The organism is Acinetobacter lactucae, assembly GCF_013344765.1.
GTDB lineage: Bacteria > Pseudomonadota > Gammaproteobacteria > Pseudomonadales > Moraxellaceae > Acinetobacter > Acinetobacter lactucae_A.
The window spans coordinates 31305-57841 of record NZ_JABVBF010000002.1 but is presented as its reverse complement, the minus strand read 5'-3'; the positions used below and the strand labels follow the sequence as shown (position 1 = coordinate 57841).

Here is a 26537-nt window from a genome sequence, read left to right as displayed (position 1 = left end):
AATAAAATTGAGAATATAAAAAAGCCCTGTAGTCTCTCCCAAAACTACAAGGCTTAGCGGCTGTAAGTTTCCTCTTTATACACCTACTTCATTGTAAGTTCGCAGTCTCTCGACTTAAGTTATTATTATTGTGCGATTTTGCCCGACATTCCTTGCCAAGCTCGTTGTGTGTTTATAATCTCAAAAACGTGGGGTGTACTCTAGCAGCAAATATCTCGAATCTATGTAAGCTTTTTCTTACAAGGGTAAAAATATTAAGTTTGGCTTAACGAACTAACCGATTAACTTTCTGAACTAAACCACTTTTTCGTGTCGTACGAACTGTAAATGACTGTAGTAAAGCTTCGGGATGAACCAAAAGACTCACCACTTTTTTAGCACGTGTAATCGCAGTGTAAATAAGCTCTTGGCTTAATAAATTCTTTGCAGCCTGATCCAGAACGACAGCAGTGTGTGTAAATTCAGACCCTTGCGATTTATGAATTGTTAAAGCGAATGCACTTTGAATACTCTTAGGTAATCGATTTGCAGCAACCCATTTATTCAAACTTGGAAAATATACTTCAAATTGCTGTGGCTGAGTTCTATGTTCAAAACACAAACCAATGTCACCATTTGAAATACCGAGCTGATAGTCGTTATAAGTCATCATTACCGGACGGCCCACATACCATCCTCCGACAGTCACGATTGAAAGTTGCTGCTGTAACCAACGCTGCGCATATTGGTTTAACTGCTGCAAGCCGAACGGGCCATGACGAACAGCCGTTAAAATCCGATAATCATCAAACGCTTTTACTACATTTTGGACCTGTTCAATCGAACGCTCTTCTTTTAAATAATTTTTTAGAGTCTGTACATACCCTTGGAACCCGAGCATTAGCTTTTGATAATAGCTATCTAGGTCTAATTGATTCCCTTCTGGTAAATATTCAAGCTGAACCACATCAGGCATATCTGTTTGTAAAAGTACGGGCTTTAATTCTGAAACTTGAACAATATCAACTTCAAATCGCTGCAAAACTTCTACATGATTTTGTTGATGTGTTTGCGCCTGAATAAATTTAGCCACTTGCCCAATCAGTGCCCCTTCAGCGAAACGGCGACTGGTTTGTAATTGTACTCTGTTGTCAGCCAACGCCTGTATTTGCTGTAAATCTGCAAGAACCGCTCCGACGTCGACGGAAGCGAGCTGATTTGCATCTCCTAATAAAATAATTCGACAAGACTCTGGCACTGCTTCGAACAGAAGAGTTGCCAGATTTAAATCCAGCATGGAAGCCTCATCCACCACAATTACATCGTAAGGAATCGGTTGTTTTTGATGAAACCTTGGTGTCTGGCTATGCCCTATTCCCAATAAACGATGAATCGTTTGTGTTCCCTGATTCCTTAGTTCTTCACTCACTAATCCGGACTCAAGCAACTTAGGGTCATTAAACGAGTTTTGTAAGGCCTCTTGCATTCGCTGTGCTGCTTTACCCGTTGGAGCAGCCATCGCCACACGAATATTTGGAATTGCTTGACTCAGCACAGCAATAATACGTGCAAGTGTATAAGTCTTACCTGTACCCGGCCCTCCCGTAATAATACTCAAGCTCTGCCGAGCAACCATTTGTAAAGCTGCCTGTTGATGAGGATCAGCAAGTAGGTCTAAATAATCATCACAAGAGACAGGTTGAATTAATTGTTGCTTTAATCGACAAATTTGTTCTGCAAGTCGTTGCTCTAGATGCCAATATCGGTATAATGCCAACCCCTGCTCATCATAGACGCACGGCGCAACTTTTGAAGTTGCTTGATCGGCAGATATAACAAGCTGACCAAGTGCTGCAATTTGCTCTGAACTGATATCGATACAACTATCGCCTTGTAAGCTCGCTTCAATAAGCTGCTGCAAGTAAGAAGTGGCTTCTGACACTTGCGATTGCTCAGTAAATGGAGCCTGATTTAAGAAGTTACTCCACGTTGTTAACCAGCTTAAATCAGCTTGTTCAGGGCTATTTAGATTGTCCACACACTTATCCACCTAGTTTTCCACACGCTTGTCCACATGGTTATAGACAGGCTTATCCACATGTCAAGTATTTGTTAATATTGAAATTACATACTTTATCAGCATTTTTCATGCAATTTTATCCTCAGCAAAATACCCCAAAATGGCATCAAGACGCAGAATAAACTCGACACTAGGTTGCCAGTAATAATAGCCCTGCTCCGCTTCACCATTCATGCCACGTAAATAAAGATAGGTCGCCCCACCTAAGTGTTGCTCAATCTTGTAATCCTGCATTTTGACTTGCAAATAACGATGTAATGCAACGAGATATAAACCTGCTTGTAGCCAATAACTTGCTAAAGACATACTTTGGGCAATGCTGTCGCTACGATAATCTGCAAGATCATCGCCTAAGTAATTACTTTTATAATCGGCAATGTGGTAACGCTGCCCATCAAAATAAACCAAATCGATAGAACCATTGAGATAACGGGCCGAACGCGCTTCAAGTAATTCCGGCATATTCAACCCATACTCAGCGAAGAGCTGCTGAATACGTTTCATTGCTAAAACCCGATCTGAGAGTGCCAAATAAAAAGGAAACTCTGACAAATACTGATCTTGTTGGAGCTGATTTAGTTGAAAACCTTGAGAAAGCGGTGTTCGCAAAATATCTTTTAACCACTCTGCAACTGACTGGTAAAGCAGATTTTCGGCATCTTCCTCTTCTGGGAAACTCTCGTTATATTTACTGAGTAAATCTTGCCAAAGGCTACTATAGTCATTTTTAAAGCGACGACGTATTTCTATGACCCAGTCATCTGAACACTGAAAATCAATATGTTCAAATATTTCATGCAAGAAATTACCGGCAAGCGTTCCTCTAGGAAAGTTATTCTTTATCCAGTCAATCGGCTGAGCACTGATTGCTTCAGTAGAGTTGATTAAGTCCAACTCATCTTCTGCTAATACAGCATCATTGCTCTGACTCGCCAATAAATCTGTGCCCGCCTTATGTTTTAAATGCTGTGCCAAGTAACTGAAACTGGTTTTCCCTCTCGAATAAAAACGTTGTTCAGGAAACCGTTTTGCTTGTATTTCAATAACACTGGTTTGCTTGGTTAAATGAATTGCTTGTGGAATCTGTTCCAAAACCATTTCATCCGTACAGCAACGGTGTTGAAAAGGTTCAGCTCTATTTTTCCAGAAAGCTAAGCCTGAAACTGATTTACCATCAAGATCTTGTAAAACAGCATAGACGCGGTGGCTTGCTCGCGTTAAAGCGACATACCAAAGACGATTCTGTTCAGCGAGTGCTCGCTCTTCGTGCTGCTTAAGTTCTATTTCATTCAAATAAGTTTTGTCAGCAATCGCAACGACACGTTGAGTCAAAGTCTGGTTTGAGTCTGGTTTGACAATATCTTGGGTCGAAAAATTGAGTGTTTTATTATTTTCTCGAAAGGGCTTATCTGCACCTAATAAAAATACTATCTTAAATTCCAGTCCTTTTGACTGGTGAATTGTCATGAGCTGAACACCAGCTTCACTCGATAATTTACGTTCTAACTCCCAATCACGATCAAGAGGAGAACGCAACTGTTTGAGATACCAGTGATAGAGATTTTGCGCGCCTGAGTATTTCTCACTGTGCTGACTCAAAATTTCAGTTAAATGACGTAAGTTCACCACAACCCGTTCATTATCTTTACTTTGAGCTGCAACCAAATTTTGCCATATATCAAACTGGATGAGGCATTGTTGCCATGCCACTAAAAAGCCTTGAGCGGACCACAACTCTCTAATCGTGTCAAAACCAGTCATAAACTGGCTTAACCCTTCGGCTGTCTGCTCAAGTTGCAAGAGTTGTTTTAAATCCATGGCAAATAGACGGCTAATTAACGCTCGTTTTACTTTTGCCTCATCGTAAGGATGAAGTATGGCAGTCAACAAAGCACCCACGTCTTGAGCAATCGAGCAATCGAAAACACTTCGTTTTGATGGGCGATTAACCCGAATTCCTAAACGTTCTAGCTCAAATTGAACTTTATCGAGGCCATCATGATTACGAGACAATACCGCAATATCATCTTCATTTAAGGTTTGAGTCTGAGCATCTTTTTGAAAATATAGTTGTCCAGCATGTGACTGGTTAAGTAGATCTCGAATCTTCCATGCAACTTGCTGAGCCTCTGTTTCTTTATCTTTGAGCATGAGCCAGCGTAAAGGATAAGGATTATGATTGTTCTGCTCAATCAATACAGGATGAGGCCGAGTACCTGCTCGAATTGGGTCATATTGAACTTCTTCACCAAAGTCGATTTGCCTTTGAAATAAGGCGTCGACCACTTCAACTAAGTCAGCAACAGAACGATGGTTATGAATTAACTTATATTCACGACCATGCTTGGCTTGAATATCTTTATAAGCATTTAAGAAGGTGAGCATATCCCCACCACGGAAACCGTAAATTGCCTGTTTACGGTCACCGACCATAATCATGCAGCCTTTGTGGTAGCGCTCTGGATGGCGCCAAATGCTCGCCAGCATATCGTCTTGATCTTGGTTGGTGTCCTGAAATTCATCAACCAAGATTAAGGGATATCGAGCCTGCACAAATACAGCAAAACGTTGCCCCTGCTCACCTTTTAAAGCTTCAGAAAGTGTACGAATTTGCTGAGAAAAAGTAGTCTCACCTTTATTTTGCAAAACCTGTGGTAAGCGTTTTTTAACCTCTACACATAAATAGGCTTTTAAATAAATATGAAGCTGGTCGAACTGCTCGGCGTAGTTTTTCAGCACACCGAACAACTTCTGGATTTGCTGAATACAGGGATGCTGATAGAAACCCTCTGAGATTTCAGCAGGACATTTCTTAAAAACTTTTTGATCGGCAAGTTGACCTAAAAACTTAAAAACAAGCTCACGTTGTGCAGTCAAAGACCCATCAAAAACTAGAATACTGTCGCTTTGCGTTAGAACTTGCAAAAGCTGCGGTAAACACTCGCTAAATAATTTGTTAAACGCGCCATTTCGAAATACGGTCCCACTTACATGCTTGTAGTGCTCGCCATCAAGCAAGTAATACGACTCTAAAAGGCTTAAGTCAATTTCTGTTGCTAACTGTTTGAGCTGCGCAAGTTGTTCAAATTGAATAGTTGGTTTTTCGGGAAGTTTAAAATGAGCTGAACTAAAATTAAGTGAGTCTTCGACAAGTTTAACAAAACTATCAACACTCTTAAGCTCACCTGCCAAATACAAAGCATCAATCACGGTTTGAGGTTGAGACTGTATCCATTCACGCAAAACATCATGAATCAGTTGTCGGCTATAGGTTTTGGCATCATCGGTAATTTGAGCGCGTTCAATTTTGCCACTCTCAAAGGCAAACTCACGTAACAGTTTTTGGCTAAAGCTATCAAGTGTCCCGACAAATAACTCGTCTAATTGATCTATAACCAGTTTTAAACGTTCACACGCATAGGCAATACGCGTCGCAAAGCTTTTTAAAATATGTTGGAGTAATAAGTCAGGCTCTTGCTCAGCCTGCGTAAGTAGCTCTTGTTCTGTAAAACTGCGCTTGGTCTCTAAGTAACGGTACGTTTCGACCAGACGGGCGCGAATACGACTTTTTAACTCGGCAGCGGCAGCACGAGTAAACGTGGTTGCAATCACTTGTCTAGGCAAATACTTTTCAAGAAAGATACGGACCATCAAGCTCGATAAGGTATAGGTTTTCCCTGTACCTGCCGAAGCTTCAATTAAGTGTAAACCACTAAATTCAATATCAATAATAGGTTGATAAGACACCTGTACTCTTGAGTTCATGCCTTACTCCGAATGTTGAAATTGAAAAACAGGATGATACAGATCATACGCAAACTCATCACAAGCGTGTTGAAGTAAAGCCTGTGCATCTTGTTCTTGTAAAATAAAGCTCCAGTCTTGATGCAACTTACAAGCTTCATTTTGAGTCATATCCATTGTGGTAAATGACCCTGTTTCATTCCAGTATTTTAGCAGCTCAGCATAGCTCTTCTCATCCAGTTTTGCTTTTTCTGTCTGATTTGTTATTTTCCACTGATATGCTTTAGCTTTTTCTAGCGGCTTTAATAATAAGGCTGCTGGTAGAACCAAAGGTTGTTGCTGTGCATGGCACCAGATTTTAAACCATGGCTGTAAATATTGCCGAGCTTGCTCAGAACTTATGCCACTACAAATCACAGTTTGATCGCTAAAAACCACAATACGGCGTTTTTCAGCCCCTGCACTTCCTTCATTTAAGTAAGCTAACCAAAGTAGATATTCTAACCAGACTTTAGCACGTCTTTTTGCCCGAGCGCTTGAAGGCTCCATACTCACCCAATCCCGAGTTTCAGACTTCGGAACGGTAATATTCATATGCAGCTGTTTAGCAATTCGCCAAATACGCTGAGTCGTTGATGTCACTGCTGGTGCATAATTGTGAAGGCGTTCAAGCAAACATTCTTGCTCAAACACACCTTGTTGCCATGCGCTATATTTGACTTTACCTACAGGCAACTGATCAATTAATACTTCAGGTTGTGCTTGCTGTTCAGATTGTTGTAAAAAATGTCGGATCGTATAGCGCCCTAAACCATCTAATAATAACGGTTCATTTTGGTCTAGCACTCCGACACTTCCTAAGTTTTCTACCCCTAAAGTTTTCAAATATAACCGTGCAGGGAATGTCACATCCTGTATCCACTGCTGACTCTCTAAAACCAGCATGTCCGGTGCTTGTAGCGGATAGGTTGTGTTCGTCCAAGGTTGACGGCTTCCTGAAACTTGCTGAATTTGTGAAGCGACTTTAAACCAGTGGTCTTGGTAGCGAATAACACTTTTTTCTACAGTAAAACCTTTCGGGTCGAAGGGCTGTAAATCATGTAAGTGATAGAGTTGTTTTAACTGTGATGGAATTTCAATCCCTTCAACAACGAAATTTTCAGGTAGATCGCTTTCAGCTTTCACAATTAAAGCAAGATGCTCACGGAACTCTTGAAGAATACTGGAAGGTTCGCGCACCTCGCCATCGTTCACATCAAAGCCGTTATAAAACAGCCATAAATTTTCTTGAGCTAATAATAAAGCATCTAAAAAAGCACCTTGATCATCTTCAAGTCGAGAGCGATCGCCTAACTGTTGGCGCAGTGCATCCATCAAATCAAATGGAACGTGTGTATCACGGTTTGGAAATTGCCCTGCATCAAGATTTAACATGACCATTAAACGATAAGGTAACGGTCGAATGTGTCCAATTTGGGCAAAGGTAATTTGCCCTGTCGGTTCAGCTTGCGCACTTTGACTTTCTAATGTCCGTTGAATTTCTTCAATAATATAAGGCAGAGGCAAGGTAATTTTGCGCAAAGTTCCTGTTTCTGTCTCAGCGTAATAACTTGCGAGCGTTAACATTCGTTCTTGTTTTTTAACAATTTCCCGCACAGCTTTTAAAGCAGCAACACCGACCTGTTCAAACTCAACAATATCTTTGCCCAATACCTGAAGCCAATATTCAACCGTGTAGACTTTTCCTTGTTCATGCAGAGTCAGCCAATCACGGCGCTCATTCAAATCTTGATAAATCTGAATGAGTGTACCCACCAACTCGAAATCGCTCGGTTGAACTTTGGCATAACTCAACACCTGATTAAACGTCGCATGTACAGGCACAGCAATGCCAAGGGCCAATCGCTCTAAGGCAAATTTAAAGCTATATCGGTAATCATCATCGCCTTCACACAAACTGCGCTTGAGATGCTCTGCATCCAGCCCTCGTTTAAAGCCCGCATCGGCAAGTAAATTTAAAATTCGCTCAACCTGAACATACTCAAGTTCGTAACGTTGCTGGGTCGCATGCAAACTTAACCAGTCAGCAAAATCATCAAAGCTAAAACGCCCCTGCATCAGCTGAATACGCCCAATCACGGCACGCCAAGCATTAAGTGCATCGAGTGATGCAACACCTGCGATTTTCACTGGCAAATGTACACCTTGCTCAGTGGCAGTAGCGGGAAATACACTTCGAATTAGAGGCTCTATATCAGCCAAATTAGGAACTAAAACTAAAATATCGTTTGGACGGCGCGGTTGCTCATGTGGTTTAGCCAACCAACAGATTAATTGCTCTTTTAATACTTCAAGCTGACGTAAAGTTGAATGACAAACATGAATCTGAATCGAGTCATCGTCTGGAGCGAGTTCATATTGCTTAGCTTGAGGTTCCACTAAATGCAAAATATCTGACTGAACTTTACCGAGCAGACTTTCAGGAAAATCATCCACAAAAGCATCAACCCACTTACCTTCCTCACCTGTAGATAAATTTGATAATAGCGAAAAGTGGTCGCGGGCTTGTTTCCCTAATCTGGTTAAAAGCGGATGTCTAGACTCACGCGCTTCAGCATTAAAGTTGAGTGTAAATTTATTAAAGAAATCGCTAATTTCAGTGTCTGTAGCCTTTGGATTTTTCGCAATAAAACGCTCTTTTACCCCTAAGTCATAACGCTGTTTCCAGAGTGGATCGACACTATCGGCCCAATATTCTTGTGAAGGGTTATAATGCAAAATCAATACATCAATATATTGGCCTAAACGGCGCAAAAACTGTAATTGGCTTGGTGGTAAATCTAACAACGTAAAGATCACCACTTGATTAGGTAATCTTGAAATAGCACGCTTACTGCGTTCCGGATGATCTAGCTCTTGCCAAAACAACGCATCAATTTGCTGCATCTGCACAAAATCATCATGAAAATGTTGTTGCCACAACCAACGCTGCCAACGTTCCAGCTCTTGCGTTTGATGTAATGCAAAAGCAGTCACTTCTTCATCTTTCTGCACAATATATTTTTCAATATCGAGTGCTCGGCCCTGCCCCCAAGCAGACAACCAGTTTTCAGGACAGGTGCAACTATTTTCACAACCACGCTGGCACTGTCCCCGATAAATCATATAGTTGCTAAATAAATCGGCAACCTGCTCAGCAACCCAGTACAGCATTTTTTGTTTTTTTAATTGTTTATCTATACCTTGTTCGAGTCGATCTGCGCTGTCATAAATACGCTGAACAATAGAATGTAATGGATGCGACGTGTCGATGCTCATCGTTTCAGGTTGAATAAATTCGTGTAAAGCCTGATGCACCCGCCATTTAAAAATTAAACGAGGGATGTTCGCTTTACGGACCTGCTCTTTATGCGCAGTTAAAACTTGCTGATAGGCAAACCATTGGAAACCTCGTACCCGTTGGTGAAACTGGTAATTAGCACTCATGCCTTGCTGTTCTGCAAGTTTTTGTATCAGCCACTGCTCGACCGCAGGACTTGGAACAATAAAATGCTGGGTTTTCAAAACCTGTAATGGATGCGTTGAAGCTTGAGATGTAGACGCCAATACACCTTGCAACAACACATCAATACGTTGACTTTGAATAACATGAATCCCCATTTATTTCATATCCTGCTTGCATAATTTATGCACAAAATCATAAACATTCATTACTATACAACTGAATCTGACTATGTCACGTTGGTTTAAACACAGCATAATTTAACTTTAGGTGTCACTTACACTTGGTTTGAATGACGCCATCAAGAAACTCATACAGGTAGACATTATGAAAATTGACAAGATTCCTGACTATATTGATCCAAGCCTAAATCTGGAACAAATTCGCGATGAGTGCCATGATCTCATCAAAAAAAGAGCTTACGTCTCAGCTGGAGCGGCGATCGTGCCGATTCCTTTTTTTGACGTGGTGGTAGATTTGGGAATTTTGTCGCACCTAATTCCAGATATCAATTCCCGTTTTGGTTTAGCACCTGAACACGTAAGTGTTTACGACCCAAAAACTAAAACAATTCATTGGGATGAACTACGTAAACGCGGTTTTGAATTTTCAGGTTTTGTAGTCGCACGTACTACCGTTAAAAAAACATTTAACGGCTTTTTGGGCAAAATCGTAACGAAACAGGTAACTAAATTTATACCGCTAGGCGGTCAAATTGTAGCAGCAAGTTTAGGCTATTTCATGATGAAAAAAATAGCAGAAACTCATCTGAATGACAGTTACAATCTTGCAAAACGCATTCAGCAAAAAAGTCGTAGTACCATTGTAAATTAATGGTTGATCTTGGCTGAGAGCTTAGTCTGCTCTCAGCTGTTTTAAAATAGCCTTTAATACTTCCAGACGTGCAGTATATTTATCATCAGTTGCGACAATATGCCAAGGTGCATATTCGGTACTTGTTCGCTCAAACATATCAGCAGCGGCTTTTAAATAATCATCCCACTTATCACGATTACGCCAATCCTCTGCTGTAATTTTAAAGCGTTTATGCGGCGTTTCTTCTCTAGCTTTAAAACGCTGCTCTTGTTCATCTTTACTAATCGCTAGCCAAATTTTTACTACAATCGTTTGACTATCAAATAAATCTTTTTCAAAACGATTAATTTCATCATAAGCACGTTGCCACTCTAAAGGCGAAGCAAATCCTTCAACCCGTTCAACGAGTACGCGCCCATACCATGTCCGATCAAAAATCGTGATTTTTTCAGCTTCATTAATGCGGTTCCAAAATCGCCATAGGTAAGGATGTCGAGCTTCAAAGCGTTCAGGTGCACCAATACAATGAATATCATATTCTCGTGGGTCTAGGTTTTTAACAATTCGCTTAATAGCACCGCCTTTACCTGCGGCATCCATACCTTCAAAAGCAATCACGACATTACGTTTATCAAAACGCATGGCATCGGCAATTTTTTTACTCAGTTTATCGAGCTCTTTTTTATAATCGGCTTTTTCAAGTGGCTCATTAGAAGGTTTTAATAAACTCTCTGGAATTTGAGCCTGCTGCCATTTTCCTTTAACTTCGGTTTCATGCTCTGGAAGTTGACGCATGTGTTGTAAAAGGTACTGAGCAAAAAACTGGTCGCGTTGTGTTTCATCTTCGCCATCAATAATGTACCAATCGTCGGTAAAACGGCGGCGTAACTTTTGCAAAGTGTCATATTGTTTTTTATTACGCCAGTCTAGGCCATGAAGCTTATGCCAATGTTGTTCAGATGGATCTATCTTGTCTAAACGTTTTTGTAGTGATTTCCATGAAAGATCAAACCAAACTTTAACCACATCCACATAGTTGTTTTTTAAGTCTTGCTCAAATGCCCGCATATTTTCAACGTATTCATCAAAGCGCGCCTCATCTAAAGGTTCGGAAACATGCGTTGCTGTGACGAGCAAATCGCTATACCAGTTGCCGAACATCACCACAATTTGTCCTTCAGTCGGAATAAACTCCGAGTAAGATTGCCAAAATGCTTCTGTATCTGTCAGTACACGCGGTGCGTCTGCTTTGACTCGTAAATATCTTGGGTCTAGCCACTCACGAAGCTGCTTAACCGCTTCCCCCTTTCCAGCCAGTTCAATACCACTCATTAATATCAGTGTGCTTTTAGCGTTAGGTTTGCCCCGACTTTCTTTTAACGCATATTGTGCTTCAATCAAATCGACTGAAAGCTGTTCTTCATCACGAATCTCAAATTTTGGTTGTTGTTCACTCATAGTCCACGACTCTAATCTTTTATTGTTTAATTTCGATAATCTTTAACTTATGCGGTTAAATGATGAATTGCTATACAAATTATGTCATTGCGACAAAATTATGTTTAAAAATTGACGCATGAATCATTTTTTTTACATCTACTCGCCATAGTACAAGGTTACAATGCCTTTTATGATTTTTTGCAAATAGCCCAATATTAGAGTCTTACATGTCTAAACTCGCTGCTTTTGATGATCTTTTACAACAATATAAAACATTTAATTATCACGATAATCCAGTACTTGCCCAACGTTTGCAAGATGTACAAACATGGCTAAAAGAGCGGATGAAAGATACGCATCAAGACTTTTTTAATTTGCCAGCGCACAAGCTCATGTCAGAGTATTTTTTAAATCGTTTATATGGTGGCCCAGAGTTTGATGCTCTGGCAGCTCAAATCGAACGCCTCTTGAAATATGCGCATAAAGCCGAAAAAGTCTTACCTGAAAATGCAATTAAAACGGGTACTAAATCGGTAAGTTTGGCTGTACTTGCCACTCGACTTGATGAGCAAGTAGCAATGCAACTTCTTGAAGACTATCCGACAGATACAGTACTCACTGATGAGATTATGCGTTTAACCTTAATCAAGCTGGATCAGGCTGAGGCTCGTTACCAGCAGCTTGCTCTTCTTGATGATTTAGGAGCAGCGCTCGATAAGTACATGCGCTCATTTATGATGTTTACTGCTTTTAAAATGTGTAAAGGTATTGCACAAAAATATCACTTCGAATTGATGTATGATTTCATTCAAGATGGTTTTAGTGCGATGAAACCGTTAAAATCAGCCGAGACCTTTATTAAGACTTTTACTGAAAAAGAACGCCAGATTATTGAAAATGTACATTCAGGGCATCCGAATCCGTTTAGAGTGTGATAAGGTCGGCACATAGAAAAACTCAACCTCGCGAAGTTGAGATTTTATTCATTATATTTGCATGATGATGCCTGTAAAAATAGACAAAATCTGTCATCATGCAGAACTTATTCCGTTTCACTTGAGTTTGAGTCTAGGAGAGACAATATGTCTAACGAAAACCAAAAGCCAACATCTCCAACTGAGCAGGCACAAAGTTCAGACAAAGTTAGCCCATTCCTAAGCTCACCTTTACCGCAAGGTACCCCTCAAGGGCAACAACAATCTTTACAGCAAACCTTAACAGATACGCCTGTGAATGGTTCTGTACCAAAATATAATTTACCACGCGGTGCAGGTAACACTGGCAACGTTGGTGAAACAACACACTTTGGTTACTCAACAGTTCGCACTGAAGATAAAGCACAAAAAGTTGCAGAAGTTTTCCACTCGGTTGCAAGCAAATATGACTTGATGAATGACTTAATGTCATTTGGTATCCACCGTTTGTGGAAGCGTTTCGCAATTAACATGTCTGGTGTTCGCCGTGGTCAACACGTGTTGGATATTGCGGGTGGTACAGGCGACTTAGCAAAAGTATTTAGCCGTGAAGTTGGTCCGCAAGGCCATGTCGTACTTTCAGACATTAACGAATCTATGCTTAATGTTGGTCGCGACCGCCTCATTGACGCAGGCTGTACCAATGTTGATTTCGTTCTTGCCAATGCAGAAACTTTAGAACCTTTTGCAGACAACAGCTTTGATCTTGTCACCATTAGCTTTGGTTTACGTAACGTGACAGATAAAGATGCAGCACTTGCGTCTATGTTCCGTGTGTTGAAGCCAGGTGGCCGTTTACTGATTCTTGAGTTTTCTAAACCTGTATTTGAGCCATTTTCAAAACTTTATGACCTCTACTCATTCACCGCTTTACCGATTATGGGTAAATTGGTTGCCAATGATTCAGAAAGTTATAAATATTTAGCTGAATCAATACGTATGCATCCAGACCAACGTACTTTAAAAGGTATGATGGAAAATGCTGGCTTCCAGAACTGTGACTATCACAACCTTACTGCTGGTATCGTTGCCGTTCACCGTGGCTTTAAACTGTAAGGGATAACGATATGTGGTCGATTCTGGCACTCGGTGCAGTCGAACGTATCATTCATCATCTGATCGATCTGGATGCGGTTACACGCATTCAGCTTAATCAGTTACAGGGCAAAATGTTGCGTGTAGTGATTGATAGCCCGCAGCTTTCTGTCGATGTATTCTTTGACCAAGAAAAAGTACGTCTTGAACCTACTGCAACAGGACACAGCGAAAAGCCTTCTATTTTTGAACAGCGCCCTTTTGATGCCCAATTCAAAATTTCTGAAGCAACTGCCACTTTGCATGTTAAAGATGTCGTTGAACTTATTAAATTATTAGTCAGCGATCCAGATCAGATTGGCAATATCCCGCTCCAAGGTGATTATCACCTATTACAGGATATTCAAAAGATTATGCAGCAAGCTGAACCAGATTTAGCTGCGCATTTATCTAGATGGGTAGGTCCTCAACTCGCACACGAGATTGGCAAGATTCAACTTGCACCAACACATTTAAAACGCTCTCTTCAAAGTCATCTATTTTTTGCAGAAGACGCATTAAAAGAAGATAGCGGCCTATTTGCCCCTCGCTGGGAAATGGACGACTTAACTCAAGCCACTCGCAAGCTTAATCAAGACATTGACCGTCTAGAAGCAAGATTGCAGCAACTCAATGCACAACTACAACCCTCTCAAGACTAGGTAAGACTGTATATGATTCCGCACGTTTCACGTTTACTCGAACTTTGGCGTATTGCAGCGCACTATAGACTCGATACGTTGTTCCCTGCGGATGAATTACCAGTTAAAGCTCAGCATGCATTAAATATTATTAAAATGCATCCAGCTGCATGGTCGAGCCGTGAACGTAAAAATCCTTTAAAGCTCAAAGAAGCTTTAGAAGATATGGGACCACTTGCAATCAAGCTTGGTCAATTACTCTCTACTCGTCGTGACTTGATTCCACCTGAGGTGCTCGCTCAGCTGGTTCTACTTCAAGATCAGGTTAAGCCTTTTGATGGAGATGTTGCCAAACAACGTATTCAAGATTCGTTAAAAGCTGACGTAAATACATTGTTTGCTCGCTTTGATGATCAGCCATTAGCTGCCGCATCAATTGCCCAAGTGCATACTGCTGCATTGCATGATGGTCGCGAAGTCGTTGTTAAGGTCACTCGCCCTGATATTCGCAATCAAATTTTGCAAGACTTTGAAATTTTGGCATGGCTAGGAAATACATTAGAAAGCCGCCTTGAAGCTGCTCGTGCGTTGCATCTCACCGAAATTATTCAAGACTACCGCCAGATCATTTTAAATGAGCTAGACTTGAGTATTGAGGCAGATAACACCCGCCGTATGCGCCATTACTTTACTGGCTCAACCATGATGTATGTGCCTGAAGTGTACATGGACACAAAAGATGTCATGGTGGCTGAGCGTATTACAGGTGTGCCTATTTCAGATACGGCAACCTTTGACCGATTAGGCATGGATCGTGCACAACTTGCAGAAAAAGGATTAACTATTTTCTTTACGCAAGTCTTCCGCGATAACTTTTTCCATGCCGACATGCACCCTGGTAACGTCTTTGTCGAAACCATCAACCCAAACAATCCACGCTTTATTGCGCTGGACTGCGCGATTATGGGTGAGCTATCTAAACATGACCAAATGACGGTTGCCCGCATGTTGCTTGCTGTCATGAACAGCAACTTTATGCAGCTTATTCAAATTGTGCATCAAGCTGGCTGGATTCCACCGGGTACAGACCAAGACTCGTTAGCACGTGAAATGCGCCGTACTATTGGGCCAATGGTGTCTAAACCAATGGATCAACTTGATTTTGCTGGCATCTTAATTCAAGTCATGGACATTGCTCGTCGCTTTCATTTAGAAATTCCGCCACAACTCATGCTGCTACTCAAAACTTTAGTGCATGTAGAAGGCTTAGGGACTGACCTTTATCCGCAGCTCGACATCTGGAAATTGGCAAAACCAATTTTGACGGAATGGGTCAAATCCAACATGAACCCAGTCAAAAATGTAAAAGAGCTCGGCCAGCAGTTACCTGACCTACTTTTAGGCGCTCAAGATTTCCCAAGTTTAATTATTGACAGCCTAAATGGTTTAAAAAATCAATCTGCTTGGCAAGACCGCCAATTACGCGAAATTCAGCAACTTCGTTTGCAAATGGAACATCAGCAACGCCGTAGTTGGATGTTCGGTAGTAGCATGCTGATTTTACTGACCATTGCGATTATTAGCCCTTGGTTTGTTTCGATTATTCTAATTGTGCTGAGTACTTTATTAGCACTTTGGCGTATCTTGAAATAAATTCAAAATCCCTTGCAGTGCAAGGGATTTTTTTATGGAAAAACTCTAATATTTAAAAAAATTTATAGCTCAACTATTCGTTCATTGCTAAATTGAATCTATAAATGCTTCAAAAGAACAAACAATGAAAACACCTCATTTTGCCATTATCGGTGCTGGTACGGCAGGTTTAGCCACTGCGATTTTACTTGCCCGTGAAGGCAATAACGTTACGATTTTCGAACAAGTTGATGAGTTATCTCCGGTCGGTGCTGGTTTATTACTACAACCCGCGGGCTTAGCCGTATTTGAACACTTAGGTGTGCTCGACAAAGCCTTAACCTTAGGTGCGAAAGTCACAGGCTTAGAAGGACAACTTCCAGATAAGCGTCTTTTAGTGAACAGTCATTATCATGAAGCATCAGCAAATCTCTATGGTTTAGGTATACACCGTGCCACTTTATGTCATGTGCTTACTCAAAAGCTTAGTGAATATTCAAGCCAAGTTACTTGGCGTATGAACCACTCTGTTGAAAAATTTGAAGAATATAACGATGAAATTCGGCTATTCGGCATGTATCAAAACCAAAATTTTGATGCTCGTTTTGATGCCGTACTTATTGCCAACGGTGCGCGTAGTCAATTAAGGCCTAAAGCATGGGTAAAAGTCGATCAAGCCTACCCTTGGGGTGCGGCGTGGAGTATCGTGCCTGAGTGCCAAGTGCTCGATTCTGAAATTCTGCATCAATTTTATGATCGCTCGAAAATTATGATGGGAATTCTACCTACAGGAGCTATTCCAACCGAACCTCAACAGCACCTTTCAAGTATTTTTTGGAGCTTACCTACGCCACAATTACAAAGATTTTTGCAAGATGAGCACGCTAAACAAGCTTGGTTAAAGCAAGTCTCAGAACGCTGGCCCAAGGTTGCAGACTGGCTGAAAGAGATTTTGTATAACAGTCAAACTCAGCCCAAATGGTTATCTGCAAACTATCGTGATGTAGTGATGACCCAATTTGGTCAAGGTCGAATTGGTGTCATTGGAGATGCAGCTCATGCAATGAGCCCTCAGTTAGGTCAAGGGGCCAATATGGCATTATTGGATGCTTGGGCTTTCTCTCAATCATTGCAACATGCCCAAAAGAACCAGAATATTGATTGGTCTCTACTCTGGCAGCACTACCATCAGCTTCGGCGCTCATCCACCCAGTTTTATCAATTTCTTAGTCGTTTACTAACACCACTTTATCAATCTGACCATTGGTGGGCTGGTGGTTTAAGAGATTTAGTTTTCCCTTGGATGTATCAAATCCCCTATTTTCGAAAAGAAATGGCGATCACAATTTCAGGCTTAAAGACTGGCCCATTTCAACAACTTGATTATGATCGAGTAGCTCAATTACCTAAAGAAAACAGTACTTTTAATTTAAAAAGTGAATCTCTGTCTGACTTTTAAAAGTAATCGTATTCAAGCTACTCATTGGGCTGACAAAGACAAAAAGGACAAAGAATTTTTCCTAAAACTGACGTTGATACCGTACACTATACAAGCTATTTTTTAGCATCTGATTGAAATCAATTTATAGTTCATATTTCTTTGGTGATTCCTCATGAATAACACGCAATGGCTCGATGAAGTAAAATTTAACGAACAAGGTCTTATCCCTGCCATTGCTCAACATCATCAAACCGGACGTATTTTGATGGTGGCGTGGATGAACCGTGAATCACTTGCGCTCACAGCAGAAAAAAATCAGGCAGTTTATTTCTCTCGCTCTCGTCAAAAACTCTGGCACAAGGGTGAAGAATCAGGTCACTTCCAAACGGTTTATGAAATTCGTTTAGACTGCGATGCCGACGTCATTATATTACAGGTTGAGCAACACGGCGGGATCGCGTGCCATACAGGTCGTGAGTCTTGTTTCTACCGTAAACTTACCCCACAGGGCTGGGAAATTGTCGATGCACAATTAAAAGACCCTACTGCAATTTATGGTGACAAAGCTAAAACTGAAGCACACGATCATGCTCACACCACAGAACAAGTCGATGTACTTGCTCACCTAGGGCAATTGATGCAAGAGCGTAAGCAAGCTGAAGCAGATACTTCATATGTTGCAAGCCTCTACAAAAAAGGCATCAATAAAATCTTAGAAAAAGTGGGTGAAGAAAGTGTAGAAGCAATTATTGCTGCTAAAGACTTTGCCGCACAGGATTCAGAAGCTCACTTAAACGATCTTGTTTATGAAACAGCAGATTTGTGGTTCCATACTATTGTGATGTTGGGTTATTTCGATCTTAATCCACAACTTATTATTGACGAATTAGCTCGTCGTCAGGGTTTATCTGGTTTAGTTGAAAAAGCTAACCGCAACAAGGTTTAAAATCACTCAGTGTCGAATATCGAAAAACCTAAAGCCACCTATGAGCAAGCCATTGCCATAGATAACGGACGTCTTGGGCAATCATTTAAAGTGATTGCCTATGCGGGTACAGGTAAAACTACTACGTTACAAATGATTAGTGATGCCATGCCTGAACGGCGCGGTATGTATTTGGCTTTTAACAAAGCCATTGCGGGTGAAGCACAAAACAAATTTCATCGTAATGTAGATTGTCGTACTTTTCACTCACTCGCCTTTCGCAGTGTGCCACGAGGTGTGACCGATAAATTACGTTTACCTCGCTTAAGTCCAAGTTTTATCGCAAAAGAATATCGACTAGAGCCAATTACCTTACGGCGCATGATGGGTGGACGTTATGAAAAATACGTCTTGATGCCAAGTCGCCTAGCGAGCCTTGTCGCCAATGCAGTGAGCTATTTCTGTTCGACCAGTTCGCAATATCCCGCGCCTCGACATATTCAGGCGCCAAACTGGTTACATCCAGATGATATTACTGCACTTCAAACCCATCTTTACCCTGCTGTTGAACGCCGTTGGTTAGAATCAATCGATCCAAACCACCAAGCTGGTATTGGTCACGATATTTACCTCAAACTTTGGGCATTATCTGAACCTAACATCCCAGCCGATTATGTACTATTTGATGAAGCACAAGATGCTGACCCTTTAATGTTGGGTATTTTACTTCGTCAGAAAAATACTCAGGTCATCTATGTAGGTGATGCACATCAGCAAATCTATGCGTGGCGTGGTGCGATTAATGCCATGCAACAATTGCCCTTGCCAGAATCTCGATTAACCACTTCTTTTCGTTTTGGCGAAACGATTGCCGATGTAGCCAATGCACTGCTTGGCGGTTTAAATGAAACTGTTCCCTTGCTTGGTAATCCAAACCAGAAATCAAGTGTAGTGAATAAACCGCATACCAAAATGCGTGATGCGATTTTATGCCGTACCAATGCTCGTGCAATGGAACTTTTATTGGCAGGCTTAGTTCACGGCGATAAAGTAAGTTTGCAGGCGGATCATCAAAAACTAAACCGTTTTGTAGATGCCGCAAGCCTCTTAAAGCAAGGAAAACGGGTTACGGATGTTCCGGAACTGGCATGGTTCAATTCATGGCATGATGTCCATGAATACTGTGAAACTAATGAAGGTAGCGACATTAAGCCATTAGTAAAACTGGTTGATGATCATGGCACAGACCCACTAAAAAAAGCACTTGCAAAGATTACACCACTTGAGCAGGCTGACTATGTCATCTCAACCGCCCATAAAGCGAAAGGGCTAGAATGGAACCGTGTTCATATTGAAGATGACTATCAATTTAAAATTAATGGGTTAGAGCACAAGATTACCGATGAAGAATTAAGACTACTGTACGTTGCCTGTACTCGTGCTAAAGTAAGTCTAAATATCCATCATCTTTATGATCTGATACAACAATTAAAACTAAGGGCGCCTTTAAGTCTTCGTCAGTCGGTTGGTTGAAGCGCTCATATTTAGGTGAGCCTATGAAACTTGAATCTGTCCAATTTAAACATATTGCTCTGTTTCACGACCTTAAAATACATTTTCACTATGAAAAACAGCCAATCACCTTAATTTTAGGTGAACAGGCAACTGGTAAAAGTATGTTGCTCAAACATACTTACCATGCTTTAACTTGGTTGCCTGCTCGTCTTAAAGATTTACGCAGTCCGGGAATTGTCACTCCTGATCAGGACATTACTCAGTCGCGTCTCCAATCAAAAATTGAAGTGACCATCCAAGTTCCTTCTGAAATTGGCCATTTACCAGAAAGTACCTCTGCTCAACAGGTAGACTCTTCACTGTGTAGCTGGAAACTTTTTAAAACTTTAAATGCAAGTGGTATCGGAGTGAGCCAAGTTGAAACTCAGCAACTTGATCAAACCATAGCGCTTTATCAACAAGTCACAAAAAAAGATCCATTGCAAGGACTTCCCCTAATCGCTTACTACCCAGCCGAGCGATTTGTAAATGACATTAATCTGCTCAATAAAAATTTACCTGGTATTACTCAAGCTATTTCAGCCTATGACATTAGCCTAATCCCGTTTACAACTTTTACGCGCTTTTTTGAATGGTTACGAGAAATTAGTGATATCGAAAATGCTCAAGCTGCATATCTAGTACAACGAATTAGATCTAAACAATCAGATCAACAAGATCAAACAGAATTATTAAATGAGCTCCAAAAAGAGTTATCTAGTCAACCTAAACAACTCACTTCACCCAATCTCTACGCCCTCAAGAATGCATTAAATATAGTTTTGCCTGAGCTTAAAGACTTATATCTACAATATCAGCCTCGACTGCAACTTATGGTTGATTATGAAGGTCAGACCTTACCTTTTCAGCAGCTTTCAAATACAACAAAAACCTGGATTGCTTTAGTAGGCGATATAGCCCGTAGACTCTGTTTACTCAACCCTTTAAGCTTAAACCCTTGTCTTGAGGGCGACGGCGTTTTACTCATTGATCAGATTGATGCACAGCTCGACTCGATGCATTGCTCTGAAATTTTAAATCGACTTCATCAAGCATTCCCACGACTACAAATTATTGCAACAGGAAGTCGTGAAGAGCTACTCGAACATGCTTCGACCTATCAATGTCTAAAATTAGAGCATGGTAAAATTAGCCATCTTGACCTAAATACGACCAAGCAACAGCTTGAACATATCTATACCTTACTTCAAAGAAGTGAACCATTAACACCACCTATAGAAGCACAACCTCTAAGTTTAATAGACCCGACTCCAACGCCGGCACAGATTGAGGTTTTATTTCAGCAGATTCAGGGTTTAAATGAACAACAAAAAAATGAATTGCTACGCATGATCCATGCAGGAGACACACCAGAAGAAAGCCCTTCTGTTTGAATTTTATAATCCTTAGTCTCTCTTTTTATAATTAAAAACCTGACTCACAAAATATATGGTGGAGTGAGGTTTTTTAAGCACTAAAATAACTAGATGTTGTTACTACATGTAATAACATCAGATTTTTAATGCTTTTTTAGTGTACAATAAATTTCATTTTGCGTTTTTATTCTTCAAGTTGCGCAATACAACTTGTTTCTCGCTTTATTTTCTAATTTGGTTGGGTTTTCGGAATAATAAGCTTTGGAACTCTCTTTGAATTCCTATCTATTCTGAAATTAAAATTTCACTTTTAGGTTTCGGCCTAAATCACATATGGATACGAGTGTGCTACCGATAATTATCTTATTACCGTTAATATTAGGCACCACCCTTGTTTCATTGCTTCAACGGTTCTCGCGTGGAGTAACGGCTTTAGGGGCAATTGGAGTCAGTTTAACCAGTTTTGGTTTATTACTGACTCAAGCTAAAACTGTGCTTGGTGGTGCAAGCATTCAACAAAGCTGGGATTGGCTACCTCAATTAGGGATTAATCTAAGCTTCAGACTTGATGCGCTTGGTTTATTATTCTCTTTGCTTATTACCGGTATCGGTACACTCATTTATATATACGCCTATTATTATCTCGGCCCTAAAAACTCTTTAAGTAAACTCTATACTTTACTCATGCTGTTTATGGCAGCAATGCTGGGTATTTCGCTCTCTAATAATCTTATTATTTTATTAATCTTTTGGGAGCTCACTAGTATTTCATCTTTCTTATTAGTGGGTTATTGGAGTCATTATGAGGCTGCTCAACGTGGCTCTCGGATGGCACTCACTATTACAGGGATGGGCGGTTTAGCAATGCTAGGTGGATTTGTTCTATTAGGACAAATCACTGGGACCTATGAAATTAGCGAAATCATGGGCATGAAAGATGTGATCCAAGCCCACACTCTTTTTATTCCAATGTTATTACTGATTTTGCTTGGCGCATTTACGAAGAGTGCTCAGTTTCCATTTCATTTTTGGTTACCCAATGCAATGGCTGCACCAACGCCAGTGTCTGCTTACCTACACTCGGCGACCATGGTAAAAGCTGGGATTTTTCTACTTGCCCGCTTACTTCCAATTTTTATAGGCGCTGCGATTTATCACAATATCGTTACATTTGTCGGCCTATTTACGCTCTGTATGGCAGCATGTTTTGCCATTTTCAAAGAAGATTTAAAAGGACTTTTAGCCTATTCAACCATTAGTCATTTAGGGCTTATTGTTTGTTTATTAGGTATCGGTTCTCCTTTAGCGGTTGCCGCTGCTATTTTCCATATTATTAACCATGCAACATTTAAAGCAGCGCTGTTTATGCTTGCAGGGATTATTGATCACGAAACTGGCACACGCGATCTTCGAAAACTCAGTGGTATTTGGCAATTACTCCCTTTCACTGCCACACTGACTATGATCACTGCTGCCTCTATGGCTGGGGTACCACTCACTAATGGCTTTATTTCAAAAGAGATGTTCTTTACCGAGCTATTGGCGAATCTTTCAGGCTCAACGGTTATCTTTGCCAGCATTATTGCCACTCTGGCTGGTATCTTCGCAGTAAGTTATTCAATTCGCTTAGTACATGGTGTGTTCTTTGATGGTCCAATTGGTAAACAAGTTCCAAATAAAGATGCACATGAACCACCGATCGGAATGCGTGCTCCAGCCATTCTTCTTGCTGTGCTCTGTATCTTGGTCGGCGTTCTACCTTCTCTATTGGTAGAGCCACTGGTCAATAGCGTAACGAGAGCAAGCTTAATGCAACCAGAATTTGCAGGTACACACCTTGCAATTTGGCACGGATTTAACGCTCCTCTGGTGATGAGTATTATTGCTTTGGTTGGCGGTACACTCTTCTATTTTTCTTTAGCAAAAGACGGCATGATTCGTAAAATTGACCTTGACCCGCGTCTAGGCAGATTACAAGGCCGCATCTTATTTGATTTATTTTTAAAACATCTGTTGCTTAATAGCCGAAAAATCAAACAAAAAACGGAAAATGGTTCATTGCAAAGTTATTTGTTCTGGATTATTGCTTTTAGCATCATCATGGTCACCATGCCTTTACTCAATCAAGGGCTGACTACAGGTACACGTGAACTCACCCATGCCCCATGGATTGCTGTCGTTCTTTGGCTAACCCTGTTCTCAGGTTGCTGGATGATGCTTTGGTTCCACCATGAGCGTATTAAAGCTGTACTTATTAGTGGTGCAATTGGTCTAGTGGTAACCATGGTCTTCGTCACCATGTCAGCACCAGATTTAGCGCTAACTCAAATTACAGTAGATGTAGTAACCACTGTTCTTTTATTAATGAGTTTATCTTTACTTCCACAACTCACACCGTATGAATCTCGTCGCTCTAGACGTTTGAGAGATGCTGCCTTAGCAATTATTGGAGGTTTAGGAGTAGGTTGGATTACATGGCTCATTTTAACTCGTGATCATAATTCGATTTCTTGGTTCTTTGTCCAACAGTCTTTACCACTGGGCGGTGGCTCAAATATTGTAAATGTCATTTTAGTTGACTTCCGTGGCTTCGATACTTTTGGTGAAATTACAGTATTAGGAATCGCTGCAATTGGTGCCCTATGTCTAATGGATGGTATGCGTGTACATGGTACAACCATGACGCAAGGTCTCACCTACCGTTTTAATCCGTCTCCACTTATGTTTCGTATTACGGCCTCTTGGGTATTACCACTAGCGCTTGTCGTCAGTGTTTATATCTTTATGCGAGGACATAACTATCCAGGTGGTGGCTTCATTGCAGGCCTAATCACCTCAATGGCATTAATCATCCAATATATTGCACTAGGTCAAGATCAAGCAGAGCAGCTGTTAAAAGCAAAGTCAGGACGCCTTTACGAAGTCTGGATTGGCACAGGATTAACCATCGCAGGGTTGACTGGTGTAGCAGCATGGTTCTGGCTACGCCCATTCCTCACTAGCGCTCATGTCTATGTTGAATTACCAATTCTAGGCAAACTACACCTAGCTTCAGCTGCAAGTTTTGACTTGGGTGTTTATATTACCGTTGTAGGCGCAACAATGTTGCTCATCTCTGTATTAGGCGACTCTCGTCATTCGAGTATGTCTGGTCCTGTACCACATCGGGAGGAATCATCATGATCAGTTTAGAGTTCTTATTGGCGTCTGCTATTGGTTTACTTGTTGCCACAGGTATTTATCTGATTTTACGTGCTCGTACTTTCCCTGTTGTACTTGGCTTAGCTGTAATCGGTTATGCAGTAAACCTATTTTTATTTGCTATGGGTCGATTACAAATCAGCTCACCAGCAATTTTAACTGAAACAACAAAAGTAACCGATCCACTTCCTCAAGCACTGGTGTTAACTGCTATCGTGATCGGTTTTGCAACTACAGCGTTTATTGTACAACTGGCGCTACGTAGCCGTTATGAATCAGGTAGTGATCATGTTGATGCTAAAGAAGATATGTCCCCAACATACGACCCACGCGAGGATGAGCCGTAATGTTTGATTTTTTATCTTTTTGGCAACAACACACGCCTATTTTTAGCATTCTCATCCCAGCATTTACTGGTTTTATCTTATTACTCTTAGGCAATCCCGGGGCAGGCGCCTTAAAAGATGACTGGCGTCAGCCTTGGCGGCGTGGCATTAGCCTTGTCTCCGCAATTGCTGGATTAATTACTGCAATTGTTTATCTAAGTTACGCTAGTACTGGTCAAATTACGGTTTACCAATTAAGTGAATGGTCAGCACCATTTGGTATTGTCCTTGTACTTGATCGTCTTTCTGCTTTTATGCTGGCACTGACCTACGCATTAACGGTACCAGTTTTATGGTATGCAAGTGATAACTGGGACACCCGTGGTCGCTATTTCCATGCCATGGTACATTTCCTATTAATGGGGCTCTGTGGAGCATTTCTAACAGGCGACTTATTTAACCTTTTCGTCTTTTTTGAAATTCTGCTGATGGCTTCCTATGTTTTGCTTTTACATGGGCAAGGTAAACCTCGTTTTCAGCTTGGCGTTCACTATGTCATTATCAATCTTTTAGCCTCTGCCCTCTTCTTAATTGGGCTTGGTATGATTTATGGCAGTGTAGGTAGCCTCAACATGGCGGATGTATCACGTCTTATACCAACACTTGAAGCAGATCAACACAAATTAGCAGTCGCTGGTGCTTTACTTCTTTTTGTAGTTTTCGGTATTAAAGCAGCAATGCTTCCTGTCGGTTTTTGGTTACCAAAAACTTATGCCGTTGCAAGTACGCCTGTAGCTGCTATTTTCACTATTATGACCAAGGTCGGTATTTATTCTATTTTACGTGTAAATGGAACAGTATTTGACGATGCACTTAGTCAAGAAATCTTAAAAGACTGGTTATTGCCTATTGGCTTAATTACTTCACTCTACGGTGTGATTGCAGCAATTGGGGCAGATCGTTTACGTCGCTTTGTCGGCTTTATGGTGCTTTCTTCAATTGGTACCTTGCTTACAGCAATAGCCATGTCCAATACACAGGCATGGTCTGGCGCTTTATATTACTTGGTGCACAGTACATTGATCGGAGCAGCTTTTTATCTATTTTGTGGATGGATCACTTCACAACGTGGAGATTTTAAAGATCATTTAAAAGTTGCCCCAAAAATCAAACAAGAAAAAGCGGCAATGCTGACTTATTTCATCATTGCGATGATGATGGCCGGATTACCTCCTTTTAGTGGTTTCCTCGGCAAAGTATTCATTTTGCAAGCTACAGTTGAAACTGCTTATCAAGGCTGGATCATTGGTGTTGTGCTTGTGGTGAGTCTATTAAGTATTATTGCACTCACACGTGTTGGTTTTATCTTATTCTGGCGAGCAACTTCTCCAGAGCAAGATCCTCTCCATCCAGCTTATATAATTTATAGTGCCTTACCGGAACGAGCACCGCCACGTAATGATCAAGTCATTTATCTATTACTGGCTAGTTTAATCGCTTATGTCATCTTTGCTGCACCAATTCAGCATTACACATTAAGCACTGCACAACAGATCCAAGACCATGCACTTTACCAACACTCTATTCTTAAAGTAGATCAAAATGGTGAATTCATCAGTGTGCAGCCATATGATCCCTCTTACTTACCAGAAACCAAATACGGTGGTGAGGTAGAAGACCATAATGCTTATCTTGTTCCAGATATTATTTCGAAAGAGACCTTTAACGGTGAGCATATTTCTGAATATAAACATCGGCAAATTCAACAACAGAACAAACTCCAATCGCCTACGATTGTTGATGAAAGTCAACTGAAACCTATGGAGCCATAA

General features: G+C 40.9%; 16 protein-coding genes. 12 read left to right on the top strand and 4 right to left on the bottom strand.

Annotated features, from left to right (window positions below; genetic code table 11):
- Positions 1-265 precede the first annotated feature (265 nt).
- The 3 genes from recD to HUN22_RS00620 all read right to left on the bottom strand — a co-directional run bounded on the left by recD (position 266) and on the right by HUN22_RS00620 (position 9463).
- A complete protein-coding gene (gene recD, locus HUN22_RS00630; protein ID WP_174726128.1) occupies positions 266-2017 on the bottom strand; it encodes an exodeoxyribonuclease V subunit alpha in 1752 nt (583 codons plus the stop codon).
- A 108-nt stretch (positions 2018-2125) separates the two neighbouring features.
- Positions 2126-5824, bottom strand: coding sequence for a UvrD-helicase domain-containing protein (locus HUN22_RS00625; RefSeq protein WP_174726127.1), 3699 nt, complete (start codon positions 5822-5824; stop codon positions 2126-2128).
- Positions 5825-5827: 3 nt separating this feature from the next.
- Positions 5828-9463, bottom strand: coding sequence for an exodeoxyribonuclease V subunit gamma (locus tag HUN22_RS00620; RefSeq protein WP_174726126.1), 3636 nt, complete (start codon positions 9461-9463; stop codon positions 5828-5830).
- A gap of 169 nt (positions 9464-9632) precedes the next feature.
- Between HUN22_RS00620 and HUN22_RS00615 the strand changes: the two genes are divergently transcribed.
- The gene (locus HUN22_RS00615; RefSeq protein WP_174726125.1) at positions 9633-10139 is read left to right on the top strand and encodes a hypothetical protein; all 507 of its coding nucleotides are present in this window, start codon (positions 9633-9635) and stop codon (positions 10137-10139) included.
- Positions 10140-10160: 21 nt separating this feature from the next.
- On the opposite strand, the gene pap is transcribed toward HUN22_RS00615, so the two are convergent.
- Positions 10161-11579 carry a polyphosphate:AMP phosphotransferase gene (pap, locus tag HUN22_RS00610; protein ID WP_174726124.1) on the bottom strand — a complete coding sequence of 473 codons (1419 nt, stop codon included), beginning with the start codon at positions 11577-11579 and terminating at the stop codon, positions 10161-10163.
- Positions 11580-11788: 209 nt separating this feature from the next.
- Here pap and HUN22_RS00605 point away from each other — a divergent pair, with 209 nt between their 5' ends.
- From HUN22_RS00605 to HUN22_RS00555, 11 genes are all read left to right on the top strand, one after another.
- Positions 11789-12496: an FFLEELY motif protein gene (locus HUN22_RS00605; RefSeq protein WP_174726123.1), complete on the top strand. Its 708-nt coding sequence runs from the start codon at positions 11789-11791 to the stop codon at positions 12494-12496.
- Positions 12497-12643: 147 nt separating this feature from the next.
- Positions 12644-13591, top strand: a complete 948-nt coding sequence (gene ubiE / locus HUN22_RS00600) for a bifunctional demethylmenaquinone methyltransferase/2-methoxy-6-polyprenyl-1,4-benzoquinol methylase UbiE (protein WP_069036494.1) — start codon at positions 12644-12646, stop codon at positions 13589-13591.
- A gap of 11 nt (positions 13592-13602) precedes the next feature.
- On the top strand, positions 13603-14271 hold the full coding sequence (locus tag HUN22_RS00595; protein ID WP_057104874.1) for a ubiquinone biosynthesis accessory factor UbiJ: 669 nt from the start codon (positions 13603-13605) through the stop codon (positions 14269-14271).
- A gap of 12 nt (positions 14272-14283) precedes the next feature.
- On the top strand, positions 14284-15903 hold the full coding sequence (locus HUN22_RS00590; protein ID WP_174726122.1) for an ABC1 kinase family protein: 1620 nt from the start codon (positions 14284-14286) through the stop codon (positions 15901-15903).
- 124 nt (positions 15904-16027) lie between these two features.
- On the top strand, positions 16028-17341 hold the full coding sequence (locus HUN22_RS00585) for an FAD-dependent oxidoreductase (protein WP_174726121.1): 1314 nt from the start codon (positions 16028-16030) through the stop codon (positions 17339-17341).
- Between the two features lie 154 nt (positions 17342-17495).
- Complete coding sequence (gene hisIE, locus HUN22_RS00580; protein WP_174726120.1) at positions 17496-18269, top strand: bifunctional phosphoribosyl-AMP cyclohydrolase/phosphoribosyl-ATP diphosphatase HisIE; 774 nt, start codon at positions 17496-17498, stop codon at positions 18267-18269.
- Between the two features lie 9 nt (positions 18270-18278).
- A complete protein-coding gene (locus tag HUN22_RS00575) occupies positions 18279-19781 on the top strand; it encodes a UvrD-helicase domain-containing protein (RefSeq protein WP_174726119.1) in 1503 nt (500 codons plus the stop codon).
- A gap of 23 nt (positions 19782-19804) precedes the next feature.
- Positions 19805-21196, top strand: a complete 1392-nt coding sequence (locus HUN22_RS00570; protein WP_174726118.1) for an AAA family ATPase — start codon at positions 19805-19807, stop codon at positions 21194-21196.
- Between the two features lie 315 nt (positions 21197-21511).
- Positions 21512-24361 (top strand): monovalent cation/H+ antiporter subunit A, encoded by a 2850-nt coding sequence (locus HUN22_RS00565; RefSeq protein WP_174726117.1) that lies wholly within the window; start codon positions 21512-21514, stop codon positions 24359-24361.
- On the top strand, positions 24358-24726 hold the full coding sequence (locus tag HUN22_RS00560) for a Na+/H+ antiporter subunit C (protein ID WP_174726116.1): 369 nt from the start codon (positions 24358-24360) through the stop codon (positions 24724-24726). The genes HUN22_RS00565 and HUN22_RS00560 overlap by 4 nt, the downstream gene beginning before the upstream one ends.
- Positions 24726-26537: a monovalent cation/H+ antiporter subunit D gene (locus HUN22_RS00555; protein WP_174726115.1), complete on the top strand. Its 1812-nt coding sequence runs from the start codon at positions 24726-24728 to the stop codon at positions 26535-26537. The genes HUN22_RS00560 and HUN22_RS00555 overlap by 1 nt, the downstream gene beginning before the upstream one ends.

Coding starts and splice junctions, on each gene's coding strand:
- ubiE (WP_069036494.1), top strand. CDS start 12,644: ATGTCTAACGAAAACCAAAAGCCAACATCTCCAACTGAGCAGGCACAA.
- HUN22_RS00595 (WP_057104874.1), top strand. CDS start 13,603: ATGTGGTCGATTCTGGCACTCGGTGCAGTCGAACGTATCATTCATCAT.
- HUN22_RS00625 (WP_174726127.1), bottom strand. CDS start 5,824: ATGAACTCAAGAGTACAGGTGTCTTATCAACCTATTATTGATATTGAA.
- HUN22_RS00620 (WP_174726126.1), bottom strand. CDS start 9,463: ATGGGGATTCATGTTATTCAAAGTCAACGTATTGATGTGTTGTTGCAA.
- HUN22_RS00585 (WP_174726121.1), top strand. CDS start 16,028: ATGAAAACACCTCATTTTGCCATTATCGGTGCTGGTACGGCAGGTTTA.
- HUN22_RS00590 (WP_174726122.1), top strand. CDS start 14,284: ATGATTCCGCACGTTTCACGTTTACTCGAACTTTGGCGTATTGCAGCG.
- hisIE (WP_174726120.1), top strand. CDS start 17,496: ATGAATAACACGCAATGGCTCGATGAAGTAAAATTTAACGAACAAGGT.
- pap (WP_174726124.1), bottom strand. CDS start 11,579: ATGAGTGAACAACAACCAAAATTTGAGATTCGTGATGAAGAACAGCTT.
- HUN22_RS00565 (WP_174726117.1), top strand. CDS start 21,512: ATGGATACGAGTGTGCTACCGATAATTATCTTATTACCGTTAATATTA.
- HUN22_RS00615 (WP_174726125.1), top strand. CDS start 9,633: ATGAAAATTGACAAGATTCCTGACTATATTGATCCAAGCCTAAATCTG.
- HUN22_RS00605 (WP_174726123.1), top strand. CDS start 11,789: ATGTCTAAACTCGCTGCTTTTGATGATCTTTTACAACAATATAAAACA.
- HUN22_RS00570 (WP_174726118.1), top strand. CDS start 19,805: ATGAAACTTGAATCTGTCCAATTTAAACATATTGCTCTGTTTCACGAC.
- HUN22_RS00560 (WP_174726116.1), top strand. CDS start 24,358: ATGATCAGTTTAGAGTTCTTATTGGCGTCTGCTATTGGTTTACTTGTT.
- HUN22_RS00555 (WP_174726115.1), top strand. CDS start 24,726: ATGTTTGATTTTTTATCTTTTTGGCAACAACACACGCCTATTTTTAGC.